Here is a 20,078-nt window from a genome sequence, read left to right as displayed (position 1 = left end):
CGACAAAAATCAATACCTCTGATTTGTCAAAAACTTCACTGCACCAGTTTTTCAATCCATCGGACACCGCACAAACTTCCGCATGCCGCTCTGCGACCTGATTTTTGCCACTATATAAAACAACTTCTGCCCGTTCCTGCAAGCAATCCTGCATTTTACAGGACAGTTGATATCCGGCTTCTGTAAAAGAAATAATTCTGACAATACTCATGCTTTGTCTTCACCTTTCGCTTTGCGATATTCGGTAGAAAAATTTGGGTTATACAGTTCCGATCTGGCATAATTACTGTGGGTAACTGCTTCTCCAATGATCATCAGCGCCGTTTTCGTAATGTTGTGCTCCTTCGCGGTCTGCGCCAGTGTTTCCACCGTGCAAATATATTTTTCTTCTTCCTTCCAGGTTGCCTTGTATACAATCGCTGCCGGTGTCTCTGCCGTATAACCGCCTGCAATCAACTCCCTGGAAAGTTCTTCCAGCAATCCGGTACTCAAAAAAACAACCATGGTTGCCTGATGCGCCGCAAAAGAAGCAATACTCTCCCGTTCCGGAACCGGTGTGCGTCCCGCCATGCGGGTGATGATCGCACTTTGAGAAACGCCAGGCAAAGTATATTCCAGATTCAATGCGGAAGCCGCACCGCAAAAAGCGCTGACTCCCGGACAGCTCTCATAATCAATCCCTTTTTCATCCAACCGATCCATCTGTTCACGAATTGCGCCGTAAATACATGGATCACCTGTATGTAACCGAACCGTCATCTTTCCTTCCGCTTCTGCCTTTTCCATCACTTCCAGAACATCCTCCAGTGTCATTTTTGCACTGTTATAAACCATGCATCCCTCCTTTTTATAATCCAAAAGTTCCGGATTCACCAGTGATCCCGCATAAATGATCACATCTGCCTGTTCCAGAAGATTTTTTCCACGTACGGTGATCAGATCTACCGCACCGCTTCCCGCTCCAACAAAATAAACCATGCCATTTCTCCTATTTTTCACTTTCTATATTTACCATGCAGACAGTCCCACAAAAGTATATCCGATCGCACTGACCTGTATCACATACCAGTTTTCAGACATATTCAACTTGCATATCTCTATTGCCATTATTCTTCTTTACTTTTCTGTTCCTGCAATTGCTCAAGCAATTGTTCCACCAGAGACGTTCTCCCAAGCTCTCCATGCGCATTGCTGTACAGCACTGCACCGATTTCCAGTCGCCCCTGTGCCCGATGATTCAGATAATATTCCACTTTTTCTGTAATGATCTGCATCGTCTGTGCCCAATATGGCGTCTCTTTTAAAATGCTCAATCCCTCATCGGTGGTTACTGCCACAAGAATCCGGTTTGCCGTATCTGCATCCGCCCCTGCCCGCAGCGCACAGGCAGCCATGATCTCCATCCGGGCGTCTGCCTCTCTGGAATGGGTGTTCATAATGCCGCCTGCCACCTTGATAAATTTGCCGATATGTGCCACAAACAAAACGCCTTTTAATCCCATATTTACCGCAAAATCAATGGTCTGTCCGACATAATTGCTGCATTTTACCGCTTCTTCTGCCTCAAACGTAAAATTTCCGGACAGATACTGCAATCCATAATTGCCCGGAGCGATCAGCAGGTACTTTCGGTCTCCCGCTGATTTCTGCTTCATTTCCACCTGAATGCTGGAGATCAACGCCTGCTCACTCATCGGCTCCACAATGCCACTGGTTCCAAGAATTGAGATGCCGCCTTTGATGCCAAGCCGCGGATTGAAGGTTTTCTCTGCCACCACAGCTCCGTTTGGAACTGAAATGCACACTTCTACCCCTTCCGTATAGTGATATTTTTCACAAACCGCCTGTACTTCTTTTGTGATCATCTCTCTTGGCACCCGGTTGATGGCAGGGGCGCCGATGGACTGTTCCAGTCCTGGAAGTGTCACGATCCCCACACCCTCTCCGGCAGTAATACCTACCGAAGCAGCTGCTTTCAAATCGGATTTTTCACTCTGTTGAAACTTCTGGCAGATTGCCTCTGCTTCCTGCCGTTCGCACAACGTCACTTTCGCATAGATCCGCAGTCCCGATGTCACATCCGGATCGTCACCGCCATCCTTTTGAATGGCACAGGAGCATGTTCTCTGACCACCTTTTGCATCCAGCACTTCCAAATACAGCATAATCCCTTTTGGTGTCAGCAACTCCACTACCGGAACATCCTTCCCCGAAAAAAGCATTTCCGCCGCTGCCTTAGCTGCAGCCGCCGCGCTGCTTCCCGTGGTGTATCCAAACCGCATTTTTTTATTATCTTTTATCACAAAATAATTTTCCAGACCATTTTTCATACTATATACACCATTCTGCCTGTTCTGATCACTAAGTTTTTGTTTCTCTGATCTGTTTGTTTTGATTACAAGGTTTTCAGTCCTCTGATTCCTATCAAACTATTTCACAGACTTTTTGTCCCTGTTTCCTGTCAGATATTTTACAGTTCTTCTGATGTTTCTCCCTGCACATTCTGGGTTGTTTCCAGAAACGGCAAAATCTTCTCCAGAGACGGATTGTCCGCATCCGGCCGCCATGCCGCAATTATTTCAATCGTATCCTCCGGTCCACCAAAAGGAACTGCTGCCAGCCGCCCTCTGGTCTGCATCGGAATCGTCATATATGCCGGTAGGATCGACACCCCCATATTTGCGGAGAGCATCAGCAAAATTGTTTCCACGTCTTCGATCTTTGCCACCACATTCGGATGATAACCGCATTTCCAGAATTTTTCAATGATCCTTTTTTCTTCTCCGATCTCACTGTCCGGTGTGCAGGCAAGGATCAGATTCTCATCTTTCAAATCCCGACGTGTCACATACTGCTTCTGCGCCAGAATATGCGTCCGCGGAAATACCGCATTCATGCGGTCCTCACCGATTTTCCGCACAACCACATCTTTATAGTAGCGCTCCTCAAACATCGGCATCAGCACCAGATCCAAATCTCCTTTTTTCAGAGATTTGAGCAGCATGGATGGACTCTGATTCACAAATTTCATTGCAATATTCGGGTATTTTTCATTGAATGCCTGAATTTTTTCCGCCATTCCCGTATTTCCAATTCCAATAGAAAAACCGATATCCAGAGAACCGATAAATCCACTGGATGCTTCCCTGGTTCTCTCAATCGCAGTCTGCATCCGTTTCAGCAGCAGCGTTGCCTCCTGCAAAAATACGTTTCCCGCCGGAGTCAGCACAACCTTCTTTTTCGTCCGTTCAAACAGACTGACGCCAAGCTGTTCCTCAAGCGCTTTGATCTGTTGAGTAACTGCCGTCTGTGACACGTACATCGACTCTGCCGCCTTTGTAAAATTCAATTCATGCGCTACCGCAAGAAAATACTCCAATTGTCTGCTGTTCATGCTCTCTTTTCAACCCTTTATATACTATTTTTCTTCTGGTTTGTTGTATTTTACATAACCCGGATGTCTGCCCGGAATCTTATATCCGTTCTGGCGCAGATCCATCAGCGCATTAATTTTGTCCTCCGGCATATCCGGTGCGCCGCCAAGCAGATGAATATACAGAGAAGTCTTTGCAAACATTTCCAGTGATTCCATACGGAAATATGCTCTGGTCAAACTTTCTCCAACCGTCAGTGCACCATGATGTGCCAGTAAAATTGCATCATGCTCCTGTAAAAATGGAGCAATGGAATCCGGCACTTCGTCCGTAGACGGCTGTGCATACGGTGCTACCGGAACTGCTCCCAGATTTACAATATTTTCCATGGTCTGATAACCATCCAGCGCACGTCCCATAGATGCATAACTTGTTGCAACCGGCGGATGTGCATGCACAACTGCCTTCACATCGTCCCGCTCTGCATAACAGCGAAAATGCATTTTCATCTCAGAAGAAGGTTTGTATCCCTCTGCCGCTGAGATCACGCTGCCGTCTGCTGCCAGATGCACCAGGATCTCCGGTGTCATTGCAGCTTTGCTCACACCGGAAGGAGTGCACAAAAAGGTACCGTCCTCCAGTTTTACAGATACATTTCCGTCATTTGCTGCCACGATTCCGCGCTGCCACATTTTATGACATACATCGCAGATTTCTTCCCGTTCTTTCATTGCATTTAATTCCATCTCTATAAATCCTCTCATTCTTCCATTTCTGCCCTACAGTATAGCACATATCCTGCCATATCTTACAGGTCAATTTCTTTCATTGCCGCTCTGGCATGATCCGCGATCAGTTCCTGAATTCCTTTTAATTCACCCAAACCACGCATCAAAATAACCACTTCTTTTCCCATAGCCTCAAAGGTTGATTTCCAAGAATCATCCTCCTCACCTGCCATATCGTTATTGGCATGGTCTCCGGCTACCATCATCAACGGTACAAGCACCACGCGTTCATAACTGCCCTGTTCTACCCGGTGCACCAGATCTGCCAGTGCCGGTTTTGCTTCCACGGTTCCCACCAGATAGTCCGTATAACCTTTCTGGCAAAAACGCTCCTGCAGCACATCATACACTTCATTTGCTTTCGCTTCACTGCCATGTCCCATCAGACAAATTGCTGTTTTTCCGTCACAGTATCCGTTCAGTTCATCCGTCAAAATCCGGATCATCCAGTCAAAATCCTCCTCAGCGCTCAGCACCGGCTTTCCGATTGTCACGTTTTCCAATAAATGACGATATGATTCCACTGCATCCAGTAAATCCTGATATTCCAGACCTGCCATTAAATGGGTTGGTTGAAGCACCAGATTGTGTACGTTATGCTGTGCCGCATATTTTACCGCATCATCCACATAGGAAACAAAAATTCCATCTCTTTTTCGCAGACGGTCAATGATCATCTGGCTTGTAAAAGCATCCTCCACCACATAATCAGGGAACTGTTCTTCCATATAGCGATAGATTTCTCCAAGCGTTTTTTCCAATGTATCCAGATAGCTTGTACCAAAACTTACCAGCAGCAATTCTTTTTCTGTTCCTTCCACCAGATCATCTAACTCATATTCCGTTTTTTCCACTTCTGTCATCTGAGCATCCACTTTTCTTTCTTCTGTCATCTGATCTGCCCTCCACTTTATTGAATCATTCCGTTTTTCCTCTGTATTTTGCTCCGTTGCAACTTCCATTTTTCTACTACTTTTGTCACAACAATTTACCCTTGTATCACTTTTCTCATTGCCAGCATTCTGCTCTTTTGCAATGATCAGAGAATAATATCCTGCTTCCTCCGGCAGTTCTTCGATCTTGCGATAAACATGTTCGTTCTCCATGCCGCAGTTTTCTACCATAAAAACCTGTTTTCCGGTCTGTGCCAGCAATTCCTTTACTTTTCCGATCTTTCTGCCGGACTTCATAAACACATAATTTCCGCTACCGATGATTTCTGTCTCTGCCCGATGCACTGCCGGTACAATATGTAACGCCTCATTCCATTCCACCAATGGCTCATTGATCCGCGCTGCCGTTGCACAAAAAGACGGAATTCCGCTGACACATCCGGTCTCATAGCCATCTGCTTCCACGATCCGCTGTAAATAGGAAAACGTGGAATAGATCGTCGGATCACCCAACGTCAAAAATACCACTTTCTTCCCGGCATCCAGCATCTTTTCCAACAGTTTTGCACCTTTTTGATGGTTTTCCTGCATTTTTGCCCGATCATGCGTCATCGGCATATAAATCGCCAGCAGTTCCTTTGTTTCCAGCTCCGGCACCGCCTGTACTGCGATCTGATATGCCACTGTATCTTTGGCATGCTCTCCCGGAACTGCCACCACATCAGCCTCCCGGATCATGCGTACCGCTTTCAAAGTCATCAGCTCCGGATCACCTGGTCCGACGCCCACTCCGTATAATATTCCTCTCATTTGTAACTATTCGCTCCTCATATAACTGTTTGTAAATGACATCTCCCGGATAAAAATATCACTGAATGCCTCATGCGTAGACAATTCCACATATCGCATTTGTTTCTGTAACTGTTCCAGCTCCGTTCTTGCCTCTGATGCCAACGCCGCAGATACCGCGCCCTCACCGGCGGCATTTCCCACCGAATGGGTACACTTTACCAGCTCCTTCGGGATCAGTCCGATCTCTGCCGCACTTTCTTTTCGCATATAGCTTCCAAAACCTCCGGCAAGAATTACCTGATCAATATCCTTTATTTTCCAGTCTTTTTCCTGTAACAAAATCTGGATTCCAGCTGCGATAGGCGCCTTTGCCAGTTGGATTTTTCTCACATCCGCCTGTGTCACGCGCACCTCATCCGTCAGACAGATGCAGACACCATTTTCATCCTCTCCGACATAGCGTTTCCATGGTTCGGACACTTCACTGGCAGAAAGTAAAAGTCCCGTCTCATCCATCAATCCTAACTGGATACAGACTGCCAAAATATCGATCAGACCAGAGCCGCAAATACCAGTTGGCTTTCCGCCACCAATCACAGAAACGCAAATCTGTTCATTTTTCGCCCAGACTTCTGAAATCGCACCGGTAGCAGCCGGCATTCCCATGGTAATCTCAGCACCCTCAAAAGCCGGTCCTGCTGCCGTCGCACAACACACATAATCTCCGACAGTTCCAAGCACCATCTCACCATTTGTACCAATATCCAGCAGCAAAGTACGACTGGTCATTGTATGCATTTTTGCAGCGATCAGATCCGCCACAATATCTCCACCCACATAGCCTGCCACCGCAGGGATCATGTATACATAATTACATCTGTTAATTCCGATTCTGCTTCCCTGCATCATGGTTCCAAATTTTGACAACGGCTCAAAAGGCACGACACCGATGCTTTCCGGGGACAATCCGCAAAACAGATGCTCCATCACAGTATTTCCTGCCACTGCCAGCAAATCCACTTTGCCGACCTGTTTTGCTTTTTGCATCAGTTCACCGATCATCTGATTGATCTGATTCATGATCGCAAACTGCATTTTCCGTAAACCGGAGCCTTTTGCCGCCTGAATACGCGAAATCACATCTGCCCCAAAACTGCGTTGTGCATTCGGTGCGCTGACCGTACCAAGCCGCACGCCGGTTTTTCCATCCAGCAAATGACAGACCACCGTCGTCGTTCCAATATCACAAGCTGCCACCAGGCGATTGGTCTGATCTGCCGGATAAAGGTAACAGTCACCCGTTTCCGCGATCACTGCTTTCTGCTCTGCTTCCAGTACGACCATCATGCCATCTTCACACATCGTCTGACAAGACAGCACGTTTTCTCCATTTACGTTCACCAGACATTTTTTGCAGGTTCCAATGCCTCCACAGGGCGCATGCACCTGTGTGATGCCAAGCTCCTGAAATGCTTCCAAAAGCGTTCGGTTTTCCCAGTTTCCTGCAAACGTTTCTGTCTTTCCATTTATTTCTATTGTTATCTTCATTTTGTTCCCTAACCAGGCAAATATTTGTAACCATTCACAATCTATCAACGTTACTTACTCATATCTCAAACATTCATTGAACATCCAATTTTTGCTATTTTTAATATTTTAATATAGTTCTAATTTGCCTATTTTCTTATATTATATTACCCTGCGCTAACAGGTCAACACGTTTTTCTTCCCAGAAACAGAAAAAAAACTGGAAGTTTTCTCAAAAAAGAGTATACTGTTAAAAAGCGCTTTTTGCGTCAAAAGCATTGTTTTGTATACAAAGGGCAGCAAATGCTTTTATTTTTTAATATGGATAGGGAGGAAATGACCAGGAAATGGTCATACTGATACTATGAGATCATTAAATCTGACACTACTCACCGATTTATACGAAATAACGATGATGCAGGGATATTTCAAATCCCAGAATCAGGATGTAGTCGTTTTTGATGCTTTTTACCGCGAAAATCCATGCGGCGGCGGTTATGCCATTGCATGCGGACTGGAGCAGGTCATTGATTACATCAAAAATCTTCAGTTTTCCGCAGATGATATCCGTTATCTGCAGAGCCTGAATATGTTCGATGAGGACTTTTTAAAATACTTAAGCACGTTCCGTTTTTCCGGCAGCATTTATGCAATCCCGGAAGGAACTGTAATCTTCCCGCGTGAGCCGTTTATCAAAGTCGTGGCTCCGATCATGGAAGCTCAGCTGGTAGAAACCGCAATTTTAAATATCATGAACCATCAGAGTCTGATTGCTACCAAAGCAGCCCGCGTCTGCTACGCAGCGCAGAATGACGGTGTCATGGAATTTGGTCTGCGTCGTGCACAGGGACCGGATTCCGGTATTTACGGTGCCCGCGCTGCTGTCATCGGCGGCTGCTGTGGTACTTCCAATGTACTTGCCGGACAGATTTTCAACATTCCGGTCAAAGGTACCCATGCACATAGCTGGATCATGAGTTTTCCGGATGAGTACACTGCATTCAAAACTTATGCAGAATTGTATCCGGATGCCTGCATTTTACTGGTAGACACTTACGACACCTTAAAATCCGGTATTCCGAATGCGATCCGCGTATTCCGCGAAATGAAAGAAGCCGGCGTGGAACTGCACAATTATGGCATCCGTATGGACAGTGGCGATCTGGCTTATCTTTCCAAGAAAGTCAGAAAAATGCTGGATGAAGCCGGTTTTCCAGATGCGATCATCTCCGCTTCCAACGATCTGGATGAATATCTGATCGAAACACTGAAAATTCAGGGAGCCAAAATCACTTCCTGGGGTGTTGGTACAAGCCTGATCACCTCCAGAGACTGCCCGGCGTTTGGTGGTGTATACAAACTGGCAGCGATCCGCAATGTGGACGGCAAATTTACACCGAAGATCAAACTTTCGGAAAATACAGAAAAAGTGACCAACCCTGGCAACAAAGAAATTTACCGTATTTATGATAAAGAAACCGGAAAAATCCGCGCAGATCTGATCTGTCTGTCAGATGAGACATTTGATGAAAACGAAGATATGGTGCTGTTTGATCCAAACGAAACCTGGAAACGTACCCGTCTTGCCGGTGGCACTTATACCATGCGTAAACTTCTGGTTCCGATTTTCGAAGAAGGAAAATGCGTGTACACTTCTCCAAGTGTTATGGAAATTCAGCAGATCTGTACACAGGAGAAAGCAACACTTTGGGATGAGAATATGCGTTTTGTAAATCCGTCTAAGGTGTATGTGGATCTTTCTGATAAGCTGTACAATATGAAACAGACGGTGTTCAATGAACTCAGTGCTGCGAAATATCATGTATAGAATTTAGTCTGTGAAAGCGCCAGTCATCAATCTTACCTTTGCAGCTAACAATCGCTTGCCGAGGAAAGATTGCTGACTGGCGCCTTCAATAACCTACATTAAGAAAAAACCTAATTGAATCCTATTACCTTCTGGGAAATCTTATAAATGGTCAATGACAATTTTCTTCCACCTTTTCCCGGCAGATTTAATGTCTGCCCCATAATCCGGTTACGCAATTTATGGAACAGGCGAATATCCGCATTTTTGATATATGTCCAAAGTTCCCGTTTTTTCTCCAGATTTTCTTCCGTTCCGGATTTCAACAGCATTACCGTGGAAATTACCGTAATGATTTCCAGATAATTCAACATATAATGGCGCAGATGACGATCCGGTATCTTCCACAGATCATACGCATCTACCATCAATTTGTTGACTTTGATCTGCTGATCGATATTTTTGATCATATTTTTCTCATTGACGGACTGATCATCTCTGCCGATATAATAACGATAAAAATCCACATCCAGATAATACATGGTCTTTACATATGGCAATGGCACATATACGAACAAATTATCCACATAAAAGGTGTGTTTCGGAAGTACCAGATGACAGTCACGCAATAACTGTGTCCGATAAATGACCGAATGCATCAAAATATACTTTCCGATTTTAAAGTTCCGCGTTTCTTCCCATCCAAACAGTTGTCCCTGTGGAAGAATGTTGTGATACCGCGTTGCGGACTTGTGTCTTGCTCCTTCTTTTTCGTACACAAAGTTGCTGATCATCATATCCAGCATGCAGCCTGCAGAACACAGATTATGTAACGTATCCAGAATCTGGTGATAACTTTCCTCATCTATCCAGTCATCGCTGTCTACCACTTTAAAATACAAACCCGTTGCATGATTCAATCCGGCATTCAGTCCCGCTCCGTGCCCGCCATTTTCCTGATGAATGACCCGAACAATGGACGGATATTTGCGGGCATATTCATCCGCAATTTTTCCAGTATCGTCGACAGATCCATCATCCACAATGATGATCTCCACATCTTCTCCGCCCACCAGCAGCGAATCTACACAACGACACATATAATTCTGAGAGTTATAACATGGCACTGTAAATGTTAATAGCTTCATACAAATTTTCCCCTTCAGCATTTCTCCTGCAGCGTAAGCCGCATCTATTTTTACACAATGATTATTCCGTTATTCCTTTTAGTATACATCACGATTCTGAAAAAATTAACTTGTTTTTTCTAAATTTTTTATTACCATTCTACACTTCATAATTTGTTCACATTTTATTTGCAAAAAAAACATACTCTCCACATACGAAAGACACAATTCTTCCCTATACTCTTACTTGTAAGATAAATAAAGAACAAAACAACATCTTACAAAACACAATTTTGAAATTATCAATTTCTTTTCATAAATCTTTTTCATGTAGCCGGTGTTCACACATCGGCTTCCTCTTTATTACTCACTACTTATCTTCAAATCGTTCATTTCCAAGACGGATATTCATATATTTTGTGTATGCCGCAAATGCCGCCGGTATCGGATATTTTTCTTCTGAATGTGCCGCTTCCACAAACAAAAGTCCCGCTTCTTCCCTGGTCAGTGAATCAACTTCCACCATATACCCCTGCATCCGCCATTCCACATGGGAAAAGATATGTTTCGCATCTTCCAGCTTCTGAATCCGCATCGGATGAAGGTTCATCTCCTGCACAGCATGTAATGCCTCATCTTCCGATAGTTTTCCAAGTTCATTTGGGAACTCATACAAACCTGCTAAAAGTCCCCGTTTCGGACGCTTTTTCAATACCACACGTTCTCCGTCACGGATCACAAGTACGGTACGGTCTTCGATTCGTCTTGCTTTCGCTTTCTTTTTCACCGGAAGTTCCTGCCAGAGTCCTTTTTTTCGTGTCTCACAGAAATCATGCCACGGGCATTGTCCACACAATGGCTCTCCGTTTGGCACACAGACAATCGCTCCAAGCTCCATCAATGCCTGATTAAAACTACCTGCCCGATCTGCCGGAATCACTTTTAACAGTGCCTGCTCCACTTTTGTTTTCACGGACTGCTTCATAATATCAGAGTCATCCGCTGACACACGCATTAAAATTCGCAATACGTTGCCGTCCACCGCCGGCACCGGGATTCCATATGCAATAGAAGCAATGGCTCCCGCTGTATAATTTCCAATTCCTTTCAGTTCCCGCAGTTTTTCATAATCCGCCGGAAGCTCTCCGTTGTATTGTTCCATCACCGTCTGTGCCGCGATCTGCATATTTCGCACCCGGTTATAATATCCCAGACCTTCCCACAGTTTCAGCAGCCGTTCTTCCTCACACTCTGCCAGATCCTGAACTGTCGGCAATGCTTCCATAAAACGGGCAAAATACGGTTTTACCGCTTCCACTCTGGTCTGCTGCAGCATAATTTCAGACACCCACACCCGATACGGCGTTGCCACCGATCGCCAGGGCAGTGTCCGGGCATTTTTTTCAAACCAGCCAAGCAATGGCTCCACGATCTGTTCTAAGTCAAAATCCTCCAGCATTTCGTTTTATCTCCTATCATGATCATGCAAAATTTTTCCAATCCCGCATGTATTATCTATGTAATCTTTTTTACTGTTGTTTTATTATTTTTCTATATAAGTTCATTATATAACAGAAAATCTTCCTTATAAATTTCCTTTACAAAGAATGTCTTTTAGCACTTTAACAGATTTTTTATACTTTTTCTACTGGCAAATCTTAGTTTTATTGTTTTCTTTTTAACAAATATGGTGTATAATCATATTTGTTAGTAAATGGTATTACATAACTTACCAAAACAGGAGGTATTTCAAATGAATAATTTACTTTTAGAAGTAGAAGGCCCAATCGCCGTACTTACCATTAACAGACCAAAGGCATTAAACGCACTGAACAGTGAGACTCTGACAGAGTTAAACGAAGTTCTGACAGAGATCGAAGGAAGAGACGACATCAAAGTTGTTATCCTTACAGGTGCTGGTGAGAAATCATTCGTTGCAGGCGCAGACATCTCTGAGATGGTTAACTTCTCTGCCGCAGAGGGACGTGCTTTCGGTATGAGAGCTTCTGAGCCATTCTTTAAATTACAGAACATGCGTCAGGTTACAATCGCAGCTGTAAACGGTTTTGCATTAGGCGGTGGATGTGAGATTTCCATGGCTTGTGATATCCGTATCGCTTCTGAAAATGCATTATTCGGACAGCCGGAGTGCGGTCTTGGAATTATCCCGGGATTCGGTGGTACACAGAGACTTGCTCGTCTGGTTGGTATGGGACGTGCAAAAGAAATGATCTTTGCATGCCAGAACATTGATGCTGCTGAAGCTTACAGAATCGGTCTTGTAAACAAAGTTGTTCCGCAGGAAGAGCTGATGGCTACTGCTAAGAAATTAGCTGGTAAGATCGCTCGCAACGCAAGCTACGCTGTTGCTATCGCAAAAGCTGCTATCAACAACGGTTATGACATGGATATCAAGAACGCTGTTGAGTACGAAGCAAACCTCTTCGGTATGACATGCTCTACACATGATAAAACAGAAGGAATGACAGCTTTCCTTGAGAAACGTAAAGAGAAAAACTTTACAGATTTCTAAATCGAACAATTTTTGAATGAAGATCTTATGATTTTTCGATAAAACAAAATGGGGGTGCCACCAATACAATGTTGTATTTCTGGCATCCCTGTTTTTATAAAACAATTTTTATAGAACAAAAATACAGCTGCCAGAATCTTATTTTCCTGTTTACTGAAAAATAAGATTTCTCTGATTCTTTGATCTTACAATTTATGATCATGCTGTAATTTTTGAAAGGAGTTGTAATTTATGATTGATAAAATGATCAGTTTCATCGGTGGTGGAAATATGGCAACTGCCATCATCGGCGGTCTGCTCTCTTCCGGTCTGTCAGACTGTGACCATATCTATGCCACCGCCGCACACGAAGCAACAGTGCTTCGCCTGAAAGAAAGTTTTGGCATTGACGCTGGAACAGATAACAAAATTGCTGCACAAAAAGCAGATATTCTGTTCCTTGCCGTAAAACCAAACCTGTTTCATAAAGTAATCCCGGAGATCCGTCATGCCATCACTGATGATACCATTATTGTTTCCATCGCTGCCGGTCAGCCAATGGAACGCATTGAAGACATGTTTGAACGTTCTATCAAACTGGTGCGCGTAATGCCAAATACCCCGGCACTGGTTGGTGCTTCCATGAGTGCCATCTGTTGCAACGATGGCATTACTAAGGATGAACTTGCTGAAATTCAGGCTATTTTTAACAGCTTTGGCGAATCGGAAGTCATCAGCGAATATCTGATGGATGCCGTTGTCGGTGTCAGCGGTTCTTCCCCGGCTTACGTCTACATGTTTATCGAAGCGATGGCAGACGCAGCTGTGGCAGACGGCATGCCTCGGACACAGGCGTATAAATTTGCGGCTCAGTCCGTCCTTGGTTCTGCAAAAATGGTGCTTGAAACCGGAAAACATCCGGGGGAGCTCAAAGACGCGGTATGCTCTCCGGGTGGAACGACCATTGAAGCTGTAGCACAGCTGGAAAAATCCGGTTTTCGCAGCGCGGTGATTGAAGCACAAAGGGCTTGCGTGCAGAAATCCCGTGATATGAGCTCTTGATGCTTGTTTCGCGAATAAAAATTTAGTAATGAAAGCGCCCCCAATTTATTTTGTCTTTCCAGCTAACAATCGCTCGTAAAGAAAAAATAAATTTGAGGCGCATTTACGTTGTGATAAATATTATTTTTATCCACTTACGGCGCATCATATGTCACGCGTGCGCAAAAGTAACAATCCTATATACTCTCTTTCGCACGCGCAAATTTAGTAATTTCACTATGTAAATGACGAAATCGAAAAATCCTTCTACGATAAGCGATTAAGTAAGCGACTGAGTTTTGCAAGTTTTGCGCGAACGGGAACTGACCAGTTTCTATAGGAAGTGCGAGTGAGCGCGATAAAACCGCAGCAAAACGAAGGTAGCGCACGTCTAGCTGTCGTAGAAGGATTTTTCGATTTTGTCTTATATAAATGTTATAAAAAATTAACGCATTGTAATATATCCACGATAGTTTGCAAGGTTATTGCTTGGTGTATAATCAGCTACTGCTGCACTGCAAACATTGTGGTATGGTTTCAGGAACGGGAAAGCATCCTGCTGAGCCCATGACGGTTTCTCAAGTGCTTTCATATCATCAACCATTACTTTGTACCATCCGGACTGATTCTCGAACCAGATCTCAAGTACCCAATCCATAACACATCCGTTGATGTCTTTCTTTACAGCACTTGCAAGTACACGTGTACACTCCGGAGCTGCCTGAAGGATCGGAACAACTTTCTCAAATAACCATTTCTCGCCTTCTGCTTTGTCTACGCCTTCTGGGAAACCAATAGTCATGTTGAAACGATAGTTTGCGCCATCTTCGATGGTACGTCCTTTTCCTTTAAGGTCTTTCTCCCACCACATTGGAAGGAATGCGAAAATGAACGGATTTCCTTCTGCATTGTTGGATTTACGTGCTGCATTTCCAGCATCTCCGTCAGAATCGATCTGAGCGTCTGTATGAGCTGCTGCCGGGATCTGTCCCTGCCATACAAGTACGTCCATCGGGAATGTCTCAGCGATTGCTTTGATCTCCAGACGCGGATCAAGGTCGCTTACTAACCAATGATGCTCTGTAAGCTGCATTCTTGCATATCCGAAACGATCACCCTGTGGCGGAATCGGGAAAGATGGATAAAATGCATATTTTGTTACATACGGCTCGAACTGGGAAATGCTGTCCGGAATATGTGTTTTGTAAAGCCATCTCTGAAGTTTTGGTCTGTAATCTTCGCTTACGCAGTCAACGTAAATAAGGCTTCTCATCGGTTCAAATTTGAAATCTGCCATTTTAAATACCCTCTTTTCTTAAATTTTATCAGACGGGAGCGCTATTGCCCCCGCCTGTTACAACCAATATTGAATTCAAGATTCATTTATGACTCTTGCTGCAAACTGAATATCAGCAACGCTGATAATTTCCTCTTTTCAGCTCTGCAATCCTCACGGAATAATTTATTAATTGCTTTATCCAATTAATAATTTTATTTCTGTTTGGACGGAGCTGGTGTCGGCTCACATACTGCTGTGTAATGAGCTTTACGGTTTTTGAACTCCGGATCTTTGTAAAGATTCATCAGACGACCTTCGTTCTCAAAGATATCCTGTCCGTGTAAGAATTTTCCAGAAAGGATGTCATGTGCATGATGCTCTGTAGCCGGATCATATTTGAATTTGAATGCTCCGTCAACGATCTCAAGTGTTCCCTCAAGACCACACAGCTCACATACGCAGTGTGTTGTACCCGGGTAGATGTAGAAGTTGTTACCCTGGCAATGTGGGCAAGCGCCTTCTTTACCTTTCCACAGAGATGTATGCTCAGATCCCTCGATCTGCATATCCTCATCGATGATCTGCTGTACAGCATCTACAAGGTTACGTCCGATCTCTTTCATACGCTCAACTTTGTCATCCTGCATGATAACGTCTTTACACCAAGAGAAGAACTCATTGTTTACTACTTTCCATCCTGGGCTCAGAGCGAACATAGCATGGTCTGTCTCACAACGAACTGCCCAGTCAGATCCACCGATTCCTACGAAGGAAAGAGCTTTCTGGCGGAAGTATCTTGGGTTCAGACCCTCTTTGCCTGCCTCTTTGAGTTTGCCGTCAAGCATTTTCATCATACCTGTATCATGTCCCGGTCCCATACGGTCTGTGATGGAATGATATAAACCTGTTGCACCAGACTCGAAGATCGGATCTACGAACAGAACACCATCAGCCTCGATAACTTTCTCATAGAAAGCTTTGAAATCATCCTGACGGGAGCAGATCATTCCTTTGCCCATTACAAGGCCACGGGAACAGGCAACACAACCTGAGCAGTACTGAATATCCCAGTCAAGAAGGTGGATAAATTCGATCTCTGCACCTTTTGCTTTTGCTGCTTCCAGAGCTACACGACACATTGTGTCATTGTTTCCGTTCTTTGTTCCAAGTGATACACCTAAAATCTTCATACTTGTCCTCCTTAAATTTACCTTACAGTTAATACTTTCTCCCAGCGCATCGAATACCACAAAACCTATCCTAAAAACATAAATATGCGCGTCAAAAATCTGTAATCATACTTCCGACCGGTTACTCGTATTATACCATTACTTGTGTCTCTTTTGTATAAATTCATTATAAATAGACCTATTTTTAAAGTCAAATATACATTTTGCATCAAAAAACCCCGGCAAAACACCGGGGCTTTTCAAATTTCGTATATTTTTTAACAATATTATATAAAAACATTACGTACATCCATTTTTGTTATGCAAAAAGTGGATTACTGTTTTCTTGTACAGATATAAATACAAAACCTCTATTTATCTCAGGAATCCGTTGACGATCTGCTCCTCTGCTTCTTCCTCTGTCAGACCAAGTGTCATCAGTTTGATGATCTGCTCACCGGCAATTTTTCCAATGGCAGCCTCATGGATGAGTGCTGCATCCAGATCGTTTGCCTCCAGCTGCGGAATTGCAAGGATTCTTGCTTTATCCATGATGATTGCATCACACTCAGTATGACCGCTGCACGGTGCATTTCCGATGATTCTGGAATCAAATTTCTGGTAGGAATTGTCTTTTGCTACGGAACGTGAAATAACATCTGCACTGGAGCCTTCTCCGTTTAAGCTGACCGAATATCCGCTGACTGCATTCTGATCTCCATGTGTCATCAGACGCTCACGAACCACTAATTTTGCGCCTGCTGCCAGTTCTGCCTTAGTATCACGAACGGTAGAATCTACACCTTTAATCTGGACCATTTCCATCTCCATGTAGCTTCCTTCTTCCATGTACACTTCTGTCCCCGGATTCAGGATACGTTTTCCCTTGCCATCGCCTGCGCCGTAATGTTTCTCCACATATTTTACTTTCGCATTTTTTTCGATAAAGAAACGGTGAATGCCATCATGCTCTGCATCCTGATCGCCACAGTTGTCAATACCGCATCCTGCCACGATGACTACGTCGCTGCCCTCTCCGATATGAAAATCGTTGTAAACCATCTCTTTCATACCGCTCTGGCTCAACACAACCGGAATGTGTACGCTTTCGTTTACCGTACCCGGTTTGATGTAAATGTCGATGCCGCTGACATCGGTTTTTGAAACAATATCAATATTTGCTGTTGTATTTCTGGCAGCCATCTGACCGTTCGCACGGATATTGTAAGCGCCTTCTGGAACACCGTGCAGATCAGCAACTTCTGCCAGAAGTCTTTTCTGAATCTCATCCATCATCTATCTATTCCTCGTTCTTTCCACTATTTATACACTAACTAAATTTCAACTAACTCCATTAGTTTTTTATCCATAATCTTAATTTTTATAACTAACACCACTAGTCTTTTTCTTTTCTATAAATAAGATATCTTTCAACTAACACCATTAGCATTTTTCTTTTCTAATATAAAATATTTTTAACTATCAACGTTAGCATTTTATCCTCTATATAGATTTTTACTTATTAAATTTGTCACACATATTGACTGCGGAAGATGTTCCCAGTAACTGTGGCAAAATTTCTTCCTTCGGTCCGTGATTTACGATCTGTCCTGCAGAGATCACTACGATTTCATCCGCAATGTTCAAAATACGCTCCTGATGGGAAATGATCAGGATGGAACCGTCTTTTGTTTTCTCCTGCATGCGCTCAAATACCTGAATCAAGTTCTGGAAACTCCACAGATCAATACCAGCCTCCGGCTCGTCAAATACAGAAAGCTGTGTACCTCTTGCCAGCACCGTAGCGATCTCGATACGTTTTAACTCACCACCGGAAAGGCTTGCATTTACCTCACGGTTGATATAATCCTTTGCACAAAGTCCTACTTCGGACAGATACTGACAGGCATCTGCCGCACTCATTCTTCGACCTGCTGCCATACGGATCAGATCCAGCACCTGGATTCCTTTGAATCGTACCGGCTGCTGAAAAGCAAAGCTGATACCCATTTTGGCACGCTCTGTAATACTTTTTTCTGTAATGTCCTCTCCGTTGAATAAAATCTGACCGGAGGTTGGTTTCTCTATACCAACGATCAGTTTTGCAAGGGTGGATTTACCACCGCCGTTTGGTCCTGTAATGACCACAAATTTGTTGTCATCAATCTTCAGATTGATTCCTCTGATAATCTCTTTTTGTGCTTTCTCGTCTGATACTTCAAAAGACACATTTTTCAATTCCAGCATCTTGTTTCTCTCTTTCTGTTTTTTATTCTTCTAATCATTTTTTACCGGATACTTTAGAGCTCTATACAGTGATTTTGAGAAAATGTGTCAGCTTACACTGACCAGAATCTTCATATGCATTCGGCTTTAAGTTTCAATCCGGCTTTATCGTTTTTATATCCTAGCGTTTTTCTTGGTTTTCCCTGAAACGCAAAGAGCAGCGAAAAGACTTTCGTCCTTTCACTGCTCATATTTTTTAATTTAAATCCTCTTGTTATGCATTTCCTGCCCATTTTTATCTTTAGAAAATAAGTATCATTTTCTCAGATTAATAATGTTCCAGATTTGATTATTCTGCTTAGTCTAATGGTCTGCGCGGCATAATGATTGCTGCCAGAATATAGATCAGAAGTCCGCTTCCTGCTGCCAGAGCAAGTACGACCCAGATCAATCTGACGATGGTCGGATCAATGCCAAGGAATTCTCCCAGACCGCCGCATACACCACACAATACTTTGTTATCCTCTGATTTGTATAATTTTTTCATTCTTTATCCCTCTTTCGATTTACCTGCACACAGGCAAAGCCTGTATGGTTACTGAAAATCTCCACGATTGCGAACAGATATATTTTACTATAGAAGTATTTTTTTCGCAAGAAGATTCTGTTTCTTCACGTTTCACCCCCGGCTTTTTCGTGCTCATTCACCCTGCGTCAGATTATTTTTCAATATCCCAGTTGAAAAGAATTCCGGTCGATGAAAGTCCGGTTTTGGCACATCTACCGGTGCGTAGCTGGCATAATGAATCTGCTCAGCATTACCACCCTCACACACTTTGTAAAAATTGCAGGCAATCTTTGTACCGGATGTCTGTGGAATTGTTCCACCAATTTCTTCCAACAGTTCTAACGGCAAAAAGGAACTGATTTTCCAGCGATTTTCTTCTATTACCGCCTGCGGTTGGCAAATTCTGATCTGTTCTTCCGTAAAAAATGTTCGATCCGCACGCCCTGTTCCATACTGCATCAGCGTTGCCCCGTTTGCATTCATCTCCACATTTACATACAATGGTGTGCGATCTGCCCACAAGGATAAAAATGCTTCCATTCCGCTGTCCAGACTTACCGGATCATTCATTTTGGTATATGTCCGAAGCGGATCTGCTTCTTCACAAGTCATTTCCACCAGAAAACCATGATCTTTCCAGCAGGCTATTTTTCCATATGTTTTTGGAATTGCTTTGGTTCCCCATAAAAGATGCGTGATTTCAAACGTTTCACACTGTGCAAATTGGTCTTTTTCATCTATGATTTTTATGTTCATATAAGTATTCCCCCATGTAATTAAGCTGATTTCAGTATAGCATTGCATTTTCAGAAACACAACAATACCGAAACATATTTATTCGATGCTACACTTCAAAAAATCAAACATATTCTAAATACTTACAAACCAATTCCAACGGAATTTGCTGTAATTGTTTTTAATAAAGCTACTTCAAGTCGAACGCACGTGAGACTTGGTGCGTGATTCTGGTCAGCG

Annotated in this window: 18 protein-coding genes; 3 read left to right on the top strand and 15 right to left on the bottom strand. The window is 43.6% G+C overall.

Going from position 1 to position 20,078, the window contains the following annotated elements:
* From LG34_RS12065 to LG34_RS12035, 7 genes are all read right to left on the bottom strand, one after another.
* Positions 1-211, bottom strand: a 211-nt coding sequence (locus LG34_RS12065; protein ID WP_146190226.1) for a hypothetical protein, incomplete at its 3' end; no start/stop codon positions are given.
* Positions 208-978, bottom strand: a complete 771-nt coding sequence (gene cobM, locus LG34_RS12060; protein ID WP_109216287.1) for a precorrin-4 C(11)-methyltransferase — start codon at positions 976-978, stop codon at positions 208-210. The genes LG34_RS12065 and cobM, both read right to left, overlap by 4 nt.
* A 128-nt stretch (positions 979-1,106) precedes the next feature.
* Positions 1,107-2,330 carry a cobalt-precorrin-5B (C(1))-methyltransferase CbiD gene (gene cbiD, locus LG34_RS12055; protein WP_109216286.1) on the bottom strand — a complete coding sequence of 408 codons (1,224 nt, stop codon included), beginning with the start codon at positions 2,328-2,330 and terminating at the stop codon, positions 1,107-1,109.
* A 140-nt stretch (positions 2,331-2,470) separates the two neighbouring features.
* On the bottom strand, positions 2,471-3,394 hold the full coding sequence (locus tag LG34_RS12050) for a LysR family transcriptional regulator (protein ID WP_109216285.1): 924 nt from the start codon (positions 3,392-3,394) through the stop codon (positions 2,471-2,473).
* A gap of 24 nt (positions 3,395-3,418) precedes the next feature.
* Positions 3,419-4,138 (bottom strand): class II aldolase/adducin family protein, encoded by a 720-nt coding sequence (locus LG34_RS12045; protein ID WP_330427510.1) that lies wholly within the window; start codon positions 4,136-4,138, stop codon positions 3,419-3,421.
* Positions 4,139-4,182: 44 nt separating this feature from the next.
* Positions 4,183-5,865 (bottom strand): precorrin-2 C(20)-methyltransferase, encoded by a 1,683-nt coding sequence (gene cobI, locus LG34_RS17395; protein WP_181369360.1) that lies wholly within the window; start codon positions 5,863-5,865, stop codon positions 4,183-4,185.
* Positions 5,866-5,871: 6 nt separating this feature from the next.
* Positions 5,872-7,395, bottom strand: a complete 1,524-nt coding sequence (locus LG34_RS12035; protein WP_109216283.1) for an ASKHA domain-containing protein — start codon at positions 7,393-7,395, stop codon at positions 5,872-5,874.
* A 343-nt stretch (positions 7,396-7,738) separates the two neighbouring features.
* Here LG34_RS12035 and LG34_RS12030 point away from each other — a divergent pair, with 343 nt between their 5' ends.
* Positions 7,739-9,202 carry a nicotinate phosphoribosyltransferase gene (locus tag LG34_RS12030; protein ID WP_109216282.1) on the top strand — a complete coding sequence of 488 codons (1,464 nt, stop codon included), beginning with the start codon at positions 7,739-7,741 and terminating at the stop codon, positions 9,200-9,202.
* A 110-nt stretch (positions 9,203-9,312) separates the two neighbouring features.
* Here the strand turns inward: LG34_RS12030 and LG34_RS12025 are convergent, their stop codons facing one another.
* Both LG34_RS12025 and mutY read right to left on the bottom strand, forming a co-directional pair.
* Positions 9,313-10,329: a glycosyltransferase family 2 protein gene (locus LG34_RS12025; RefSeq protein ID WP_109216281.1), complete on the bottom strand. Its 1,017-nt coding sequence runs from the start codon at positions 10,327-10,329 to the stop codon at positions 9,313-9,315.
* Positions 10,330-10,678: 349 nt separating this feature from the next.
* Positions 10,679-11,767 carry an A/G-specific adenine glycosylase gene (gene mutY / locus LG34_RS12020; protein ID WP_109216280.1) on the bottom strand — a complete coding sequence of 363 codons (1,089 nt, stop codon included), beginning with the start codon at positions 11,765-11,767 and terminating at the stop codon, positions 10,679-10,681.
* Positions 11,768-12,061: 294 nt separating this feature from the next.
* Here mutY and LG34_RS12015 point away from each other — a divergent pair, with 294 nt between their 5' ends.
* Positions 12,062-12,841: an enoyl-CoA hydratase-related protein gene (locus tag LG34_RS12015; RefSeq protein WP_022036059.1), complete on the top strand. Its 780-nt coding sequence runs from the start codon at positions 12,062-12,064 to the stop codon at positions 12,839-12,841.
* Positions 12,842-13,075: 234 nt separating this feature from the next.
* Positions 13,076-13,882, top strand: a complete 807-nt coding sequence (gene proC, locus LG34_RS12010) for a pyrroline-5-carboxylate reductase (protein ID WP_109216288.1) — start codon at positions 13,076-13,078, stop codon at positions 13,880-13,882.
* 424 nt (positions 13,883-14,306) lie between these two features.
* Here the strand turns inward: proC and LG34_RS12005 are convergent, their stop codons facing one another.
* The 6 genes from LG34_RS12005 to LG34_RS11980 form a co-directional block, all read right to left on the bottom strand.
* Positions 14,307-15,158, bottom strand: a complete 852-nt coding sequence (locus LG34_RS12005) for an acetyl-CoA hydrolase (protein WP_109216279.1) — start codon at positions 15,156-15,158, stop codon at positions 14,307-14,309.
* Positions 15,159-15,352: 194 nt separating this feature from the next.
* A complete protein-coding gene (locus LG34_RS12000) occupies positions 15,353-16,330 on the bottom strand; it encodes a flavodoxin family protein (protein WP_109216278.1) in 978 nt (325 codons plus the stop codon).
* A gap of 354 nt (positions 16,331-16,684) precedes the next feature.
* Entirely contained in the window at positions 16,685-17,602 is a 918-nt protein-coding gene (locus LG34_RS11995; RefSeq protein WP_333491109.1) for a SufB/SufD family protein, read from the bottom strand.
* 222 nt (positions 17,603-17,824) lie between these two features.
* Positions 17,825-18,556, bottom strand: a complete 732-nt coding sequence (locus tag LG34_RS11990; protein WP_109216276.1) for an ABC transporter ATP-binding protein — start codon at positions 18,554-18,556, stop codon at positions 17,825-17,827.
* A gap of 337 nt (positions 18,557-18,893) precedes the next feature.
* Positions 18,894-19,082, bottom strand: coding sequence for a PspC domain-containing protein (locus LG34_RS11985; RefSeq protein ID WP_109216275.1), 189 nt, complete (start codon positions 19,080-19,082; stop codon positions 18,894-18,896).
* Positions 19,083-19,235: 153 nt separating this feature from the next.
* Positions 19,236-19,859: a carbohydrate-binding family 9-like protein gene (locus LG34_RS11980; RefSeq protein WP_181369359.1), complete on the bottom strand. Its 624-nt coding sequence runs from the start codon at positions 19,857-19,859 to the stop codon at positions 19,236-19,238.
* Between the last annotated feature and the right edge of the window lie 219 nt (positions 19,860-20,078).

Origin of the sequence: Eubacterium ramulus (assembly GCF_003122485.1) — a bacterium.
Taxonomy (GTDB): Bacteria; Bacillota; Clostridia; order Lachnospirales; family Lachnospiraceae; genus Eubacterium_I; species Eubacterium_I ramulus_A.
Note: the sequence above shows the minus strand (reverse complement) of the source record. Positions and strands in the feature narration are given on the sequence as shown.